This is a genomic window from Novipirellula rosea, assembly GCF_039541335.1.
Lineage (GTDB): Bacteria > Planctomycetota > Planctomycetia > Pirellulales > Pirellulaceae > Novipirellula > Novipirellula rosea.
Map to the genome: position 1 here is coordinate 1 of NZ_BAABGA010000051.1, position 7,400 is coordinate 7,400.

Genomic DNA, 7,400 nt, shown 5'->3' on the forward strand with positions numbered 1-7,400 from the left:
TGCCAACGTCGGAACCATCGAACAAGAGCCGCCAGGCACCGGTGCGAGTGTCGTGGTAGACAATGTCTTCGTCAGCAACATAAAAGCCACCGGCATTTAAATTGCTTGCCGGGCTGATGTAGATCACTTCGCTACCGAAGACTTCGTTACCGGCGAATTTCCCGATTTGCAGGCCATCGAATGATTGGTCATCGGTCACACGGTGGGCGGCCCCATCGAACCGCTGGCTTAACAACTTGGGCGACTGGTTACCGACCGAATTCAGTATGGTGAAGACATCGCTACTGCTAATCTCGATTCCGTCAATTGAAAAGAGGTCTTCGGCAGTGACGTACAACTCGCTCGTGAAATTGTCGACCGATAGCCCCTGGACATTGTTGCCATCAAGTCCAACATCGGATCCGTCAAGATACACCACCCATTCACCGGACGAGTCGGCTCCATAGACCGGGTGATTGAGCACCAGCAGATCATCGCCGCTGAGAGAAATATTGGGAAAATTGTAGTTCCCCAACAAACTGACCAGCAATTGTCCGTCGGCCGTGAAGCCAATGGAATCGATGTCACCGCTGGTTGGTGCCAATCCTACATCGGATCCATCCAAGAACCATTCAAAGTTGCCCGCCGTCAAACTGCCATGCGAATTGGGAAGGAACTTGACGATATCGGAATCGCGAACCAGCCCCAAATTGCCGATACGCATGTTTGCATCAAAGCTAAGTAGAATGCTGCCATCGTCTTGAATGTGAAAAGCGTCAATATCGGCGCCCGCTAATCCGACGATCGACCCATCGAAGTACAGCGACCATCGATCGTTGGTGCGGTCGTACGCGAGAATATCCTCGTCGTCATAGGGAATGTCATCGACGCGGCCGCTGGCCGAAAAACTGACGAAGACGATGTCGGCCGTACCGGCGGGCCCCCCCACCGTTGTCGCCGCGATGCTTGCGTTGTTTAACGTCTGAGGGTCGACCGTGTCGGAGGCCAGCGTCGCTGTACTTAGTTTCTGGCCAGACTCGGTCGCGGTGACAACGAACTCGAACACTACCGCCGCACCAGTATCCAAGTCACCGATTTCGCAAGTGATGATACCCGTGCCGTAGGAACAGGACGGTGACGCGGAAACGAACTGGACGCCGGCAGGAAGCAAGTTTGTCAGAACAACATTTTCTGCCGGGTAGGGTCCGTTGTTAGTTACCGTTGCGCGATAGGTGATGTCGTCTCCAAGGTTGACTCGGTTTTCCGCGGCCAACGTCAGCACTAGGTCTGCCAAAATCTCGTCCACTTGTGTCGTTTCGACGTCGACGTTGTTCGCTAAATTGGGGTCGAGCGTTTGCGATGTGACGGTCACCGTGTTGTTGAGCTCACCCGCAGCGGTCGTCGCCACTTCGATCTGAAGCTCCACCGTTTGTCCGTTGGCCAAGTCACCAAGGTCGCAGGTGATTTCGCCGCCATCATGCGAGCATGCGGGGGACGCGGAAACAAACTGCACGTTTGCCGGCAACGTGCTGGTCAGCTCGACGTCGAGCGACGGCTTAGGACCGTCGTTGCTGACCGACACGGTGTAGACGAGACTGTCGCCAACGACAACCGGATCGATTGAATCACGGATCGTGACTGTCACATCGGCTTGCGGCGGATTAGGGTTGACCGTCAAATTGAACGTGTCGGAAACGGATACACCCGCTAGGTCGGTGGCCGTGACCTCGATAGCGGTGGTGCCGACGTCACCTTCGCTTGGTGTGCCCGTGAAAGTGGCGGTCGTCGGATCGAACGACAACCATACTGGCAGACTTCCATCTCCCTCGACCGGGTTCGCCGTGACTTTGTAGATCGACGATAGGGTCGCGACATACAATTCACCATTCTGATCCGCTCCGATACTGATGATCATTTCCGAAAACGGATTGCCGCCGACAACATTGGGCTCCGAAATCAACCATCCCTCTGTTTCTTCGTCGAGGATCATGATGCGCCCCGTGAAATCCGCAAACACGTAGCGTTCGGTCAGTGCTGGATGGTCGCTGCCTCGATAGATATGGCCGCCGATGACCGAAACTCCGACGTCGGGGTTGACGTATTCCGCGATCGGATCGATCAGATTTCCGGGATCAGGATCGTTGAGGTTATATGGCAGCGTACCTTCTCGGATTCGCCATCCGTAGTTGCCTCCGCTGACGACCAGATTGACTTCTTCAAAGGCTTTTTCGCCGACGTCGCCGACAAATATTCGATCGGGGCTCGCCGCTCCCTCGGGTCCGTCATCGATCGAGAAACGATACGGATTGCGAAATCCGAGAGCATAGATTTCCTCTCGCACATTGGCTTCGCCAACAAACGGGTTGTCCGCCGGAATCCCGTAGGTCCCGCCTGGACCGTTGGTGCCATCGATATCAATGCGGAGCAGCTTGCCGAGTAGCAAATTCCTATTTTGGGCGTTGTTGTCAGGATCGCCACTGCCGCCGTACGCCCCATCGCCGATGCTGATGTAGAGCATGCGGTCGTCGGGGCCGAAGACAAGGTCGCCGCCATTGTGGCCCGGTGGTAGATCAAATCGCAGCCGCGCAATTTCGGATCCCGCATCCGCGACATTCGGATCATCCACGGAGACCGAAAATTCCGAAATCACTCCGTCATGGTCGCCGCCCAACGTCGCCGTTCCAGCGTAATAAACAAAAAATCGGCCTTCCCCGACAGCTCCGGCAATGGCGTAATCCGGATGGAACGCCAGTCCCAGCAAACCACGATCACCGCTGGAGGTAACCTGGGAACGAATGTCGAGAAACGGTGTCGGCAAGATCTCTCCGTTTTCGACGATGTGAATCATGCCTCGCTTTTCGACGACGAACAAACGGCCTGACTCGTCACCAGCATGGGTCACCACCACCGGAGTATCGAATCCGGAAACGATCGGATCAAGCTCCAGCGCCGGATCGTGCGACCGACTCGCAGAGTACGAAAGCGAATCGCCGACGTCAATGTCGCCGAACGAATCCAAGACGGCGAAGCTTAGCGAATCATCCGCTGCGATCGCTTGCTCAAGAATCGGTACGGCGACAAATGGAGAATCGTTCGTGTTGTTGACCGTCAATTCAAACGTGTCCGTCACACTTGCGAATCCAGGGTCCGCCGCCCTTACTTCGATCGCAAGCGTACCGACATCGTCGTTGCCCGGAGTTCCGCTGATCACGCCGGAGTTAGAGTTGATCAAGATCCAACTTGGCAACGCTCCTCCACCTTCGCGGCTGATCGAATAGATTAATGCATCACCGTCGGGATCACTGAAGTAGCCGGAGACGTCCAAGCTAAACAGGCTGTCTTCGTCGACGGAGGCGTCAGGAATCGTGCTATCCAGCACGGGGTATTCATTGGAAAATGGGATGGTCCGCGCCACGGCAAACGCCTGGCCGCGAACGTGCAACGTGTAGGTGGTTGACGTGCCACCGTCGTGCCGCAATGTTCGCCACTCGATTGGATCCGTATCTAACATCACCCAGTCACCGGTCAGATAGACTTCGCCCGACTCGGTGTTCGCCGAAACACTCTCAATTCGCCATGGAATCCGACCATCGGCATCGGTGATCATTCCCCAATCGGTGACCAAACCGTCTGGGTCATCAATATGAACGCTGTACAGATGCAGCCTTTCGCCAGTATCCGAATTTGCATTCCAGTATTCACCGTTGCCTTGAACCCCATTGATCTTGGGATCGTGCGAACCATCGTTGCGGCGGACGAAGTAGACGATCCCGTCGCTGTACGTCATCCCCAGGTGGCTGCCGCCGATCCATGCCACCTCGCGGAATGCATCGCTAAGGTCGCCATCGATGCTCTTGCGAGCGTCAAACTCCCATAGCGAGCCGCCGGACCGCGCGGCGAAGGGAGCCAAACGGTCATGCATCGTGAACAAAAATCGTTCATTGTCAATCGATTGCCCCCATCGCCACCAACTCGCATCCTGGTAAGCGGACAACTCATCGGGATCCTCTGCGCTTGTCATGGCCGGCAGCGCGCCGGGAAACACATCAATGGTGCCAGTCGCCGCGCGGCCCACCAACAATCGGTCCACGCCGCCGATCATTGATACCCAAGCGTCGCCGCGAGCATCGACGTGCATCGCAAATGCACCTTGAATCGAGTTGAGGTCAGGTGTCAGAGCTCCGAAGTCCTGCATCACGCCAGTTGCGATCTCGGTGCGGAACAAGTGTGCCCCGGAGACGGCGGCATCGGCAGCGGCCCAGGGCGACGCAATCGACCATAGGTATTGTCCGTCCGGGCTGATCGCAACGGCCGAATAAGTGGAATAACGTGGGACCGGAATGCCGAAATCGACAAAGTTTGGCGTGCCTGATTCGATGCTGCCCAACTGATACCCGAACAAATGAGCCCCGGTATAAGCGTTCAGAGCTTCGTCCCAATAATTTCCCACAAACGTCGATGTGTACAGCCATCCGTTGGACTCAACAATCGGACTGTGCAGCTTTCCCTGCGGTACCTGAGTGAGTGGATCTTCGCCCAAAATCGCACTGACGTTGGGACCTATTTGACGGACATCGCCGCTGCTTGGGTCGTATTGAAAGAAGAGCCCCGCGGCATTGTGCGCGTGAGTCGATGAGGCGAAGTAGACCTTGCCGTCTGAGGCCACAGTCGAACCTTGCCATTGTCCGTCAAGCTTCGCTTCAAACGGATTCAGCGGAAACAAGTCGACCACCGTCTCGTTGGTGACGGTCAGCGTAAATAGGTCCGAGGCAAAGTTGCCTCCGTCGTCAATCGCAAAGACCTCAAGCGCAATTGCCCCAAGTTCAACGGCATTTCCCGAGATGATTCCCGAACTCGCGTCGATGCTAATCCAATCCGGAATCACCCCGCCTGCTTGTGGGGCAAGCGTATACGTTAAGGGGCGATTCTCAGGATCCTGGAAAATACTGGAAGCATCAATTTGAATTGCAACGTTACGGCTGATCTGCTGATCTTCCAAGTCCGCGATCACCGTGGGTTCTTGATTCCCCGGTTCCACCGTCAACTGGAACACTTCGGTGACCGACTCCCCCGCAATGTCGGTCGCAGTCAACTCGATCTCGATCGTGCCGACGTCCGCCACTGAGGGCGTTCCTTTCAGATAAACCTCGTTCTCATCATTGCGACTCAAATCGAGCCACGTCGGTAATGGTAGCCCGTTGGTTTGTTGCCCTGAAAACGTGACAACATCATACGGATCCGGATCGCGAATCGCTCGTCTACTGACATACGCATAGTTCTCGTTGAGCGTGATGTTTTCGGCCAGCGACCCGCCACCGATGTAGTATTGCCACGCCCCTTCGAACCCTTCCCTTGACGCCGCGCCGTTGTTGAAGGAGATGTTGCCTTCCAAAATATAGTTCTTGAGACTGGCCGAACTCGAACCAAAGATTTTGATGCCGTGACGGTACTGGTTAAAAAGAATGTTGTTAGCGAATCGCCGTTCAAAATCCTCGTTCTGGGAGTAGATCCCATGACCGTGCTCGAAACTCGGACCGGACCAACCGTTGTTGTAGATCAGTGATCCATAGACCTCGCCGCCATCGGCGCGTGACCAGAACCCGAGTCCTTTATTGAGATCGTGGACTTCCCAATTGATTAGTTTGACGTGGTCACCAAACACGTTGATGTTGCCACGATTGATGTCGTCGGGCCACGACCCGACGTTGAATGTCGTTCGAGCCGAGAGGTCACTCGAAAAGATTTCGAGACCCTGGTAGTGCGTGTATTGGCCTTCGATCGTCAGGATCTCGCTGGTCCGCGGTGAGCCATTATTCAGATCAATGATCACGTCGTCGCCAGGCCACGCACGCACCCAGATCGGATCCGCTTGGGTGCCAGACAAATCGCTGGTAAAGGCCCCCACGTACGTTCCGCCCGTGATCCAGATGGTATCACCGGGGGAAACGGCTTGCGGATGGCTCATCGCCGTCGCTACATCCCAAGGGTTCTGAAGACTTCCGTCACCCTGTGGCGTCCCCTCGGGCGACACGAAAAACTCGTTTCCCGTCGCAGGAACTGGGGCCGCATCGGACACGATTAAGAAACTGCCAAATTCCTTATCGACGACAAGGGGCGCAACGGGATCCGCCCCGATCGGAATCGGCGATGCCACATCGGTCATCGGCAGCGACACCGACGCACCGTCATAGACTCCAGCGAGAACTGGCGCACCGTCGAGATCCAGCACGTTGTAGATCTCGTAACTTGCTCCCACATCCACCACTGAGGATAGATTCAAATTGACATGGTCAAGCCGGTCCCAGTTGTAAACGACCGCATGCCCCCGTCCCGGCTCGTATTCATTGGGATGGACGGTCACGAGCGTACCGCTGATCGTGTTGGCAAGTGTGCTGGAGGCGTCGAATCCGGTTTGCGATTGCCATTGGTCAAACGACTCCAAAGCCCCTTCGATTATGAAGGGGGACTCAGCGTCGGTGACGTACGTGTTGTTGTCCCAGGTGTACTCGTCAAGTGCCGCCCCCAACTCGCTGATCTGGGCCGCATACCACGGGCTCTCGGTAAAGACCGTGTTGCCGGTGAAGGTGACATCTTGCCATGAGCCCAGGAAATTCACGTTGCTGGCGAAGTAGTTGTCGGTCGCGGCGAAACCGTTTCCGCCAACGCCATACCCAAACACCACGTACCCGGTTGGCTGCAGATCGTATTCAAACGGGATTCCTGCTTCGGTGCTCAGGTCCGCGATCGGGCTGTAAATGGCCGGCGGACTGTTCGCCAACAGCAGTCGCGGTTCCAGCTGCTCGATGATTTTGCGACGTTTAAACCGCGTTTGATTCCTCGATTCGGTGGCCCGTACAAGCAATCGCTTCAATAACATGCGTCGGCTCCTGCGGCTGGCAAAGCCTTTTGAGGATCGCGAACATGCCCGAGCATCCGGAACCCCACACATGCGGAACGCCAACCACCCCGACAGAGACATCCCTCATCGTACCATGTCTGCGCCCTGGGGCACGCCATTTCCTTTTTGGCGAATCCTCCAACCGAGCACATGCCCGCAGTTGTGCGCCACAGCAACCTGCGGTCATCTACCTCTTTCGGAGCCACAGCCCAAAACAGTGACCAACGTTGGCTTCGGACATTCAAAGCCGCTGCACACTCAGCACTTGGTTCAGAGACGTCTATCAAACGCCAGTTAACTGGCGGGCAGGAAAATGCAGAGGGCAGCAAAATATTCAGAATGCAGGACCAATTTGCGGTGTCCCATCTTTCTGCCTCGTCATCTTTTTGCCCTTTTCAGTAACCAACGCTGGCCTTTCCGATACAACCTCGCTGCGCAACCGGCTATTGGTTCCGCAACATCCACTAAGCCCGCACCGCACGAAGGCAAAAAGATGAGGGGCAAAAATATGCAGATTGCACGA

General features: G+C 55.8%; 2 protein-coding genes. Both read right to left on the bottom strand.

The window, feature by feature from the left end:
- Positions 1–6,856, bottom strand: a 6,856-nt coding sequence (locus ABD971_RS20975) for a putative Ig domain-containing protein (protein ID WP_345325289.1), incomplete at its 3' end; no start/stop codon positions are given.
- Between the two features lie 355 nt (positions 6,857–7,211).
- The coding region (locus tag ABD971_RS20980) for a hypothetical protein (protein WP_345325291.1) at positions 7,212–7,400 on the bottom strand (189 nt) is incomplete at its 5' end.